1 protein-coding gene and 1 pseudogene are annotated in these 570 nt (G+C 66.7%); one reads left to right on the forward strand and one right to left on the reverse strand.

What is annotated here, in order from left to right; genetic code table 11:
- Positions 1-188: pseudogene (locus EN879_RS39610) on the forward strand (hypothetical protein); the annotation flags it as partial.
- Here the strand turns inward: EN879_RS39610 and EN879_RS38195 are convergent.
- On the reverse strand, positions 151-570 hold a 420-nt coding region (locus EN879_RS38195), incomplete at its 5' end, for a LysR substrate-binding domain-containing protein (RefSeq protein ID WP_245493965.1). The pseudogene EN879_RS39610 and the gene EN879_RS38195 sit on opposite strands and share 38 nt — an antisense overlap.

Raw genomic sequence — 570 nt, forward strand, 5'->3', positions numbered from 1 at the left:
TGGCCGCAGAGCCCTCAGTGCCGCGAAAATTCCGCGCCGGCTTTACCGACCGGCGCGCCGCGCGTGCCGCTCTTCAACGCATACTGGCATGGCCGGCCGAAAGAGTGCTGATGGCGCACGGCGAACCAGTGACGGAGGACGCTCAAACGTTCATCCGTCGCGCTTTTCGCTGGCTGGTTGGCCGCTGACTTCCTCGGCGGATTTCGGCGCTTCGAGCACACGGCGCAATGCCGGCGCTTCCTGCTGGATATGATCCCACAGCCGGTTCGCGATCGGCCCATGCGGCCGGTCGCGGCGGCGCGCCACCACCAGTTCGTCGGTGCGGCCCGGCAGATGACGGCCGGCAATGGAGTGCAGGCGTCCGTCCTGCAGTTCTTCCTCGATCAGGAAGCGGGGCAGGTGGCCCCAGCCAAGGCCCTGCAGGATGATCTCCTTCTTCATGCCCTGGTCGGCGACGAGGCATTGCGGCGCGCCTTCGATCAGCGAATAGTTTTGTTGTGGCGAATGGCGGGCGCTGTCGCGCATGACGCATTTGGGGAGGGGCTGCATCTGGTCCGGGGGGGTCGGCTG

This window comes from Mesorhizobium sp. M7A.F.Ca.AU.002.02.1.1 (assembly GCF_003998535.1).
GTDB classification, from domain to species: Bacteria; Pseudomonadota; Alphaproteobacteria; order Rhizobiales; family Rhizobiaceae; genus Mesorhizobium; species Mesorhizobium ciceri.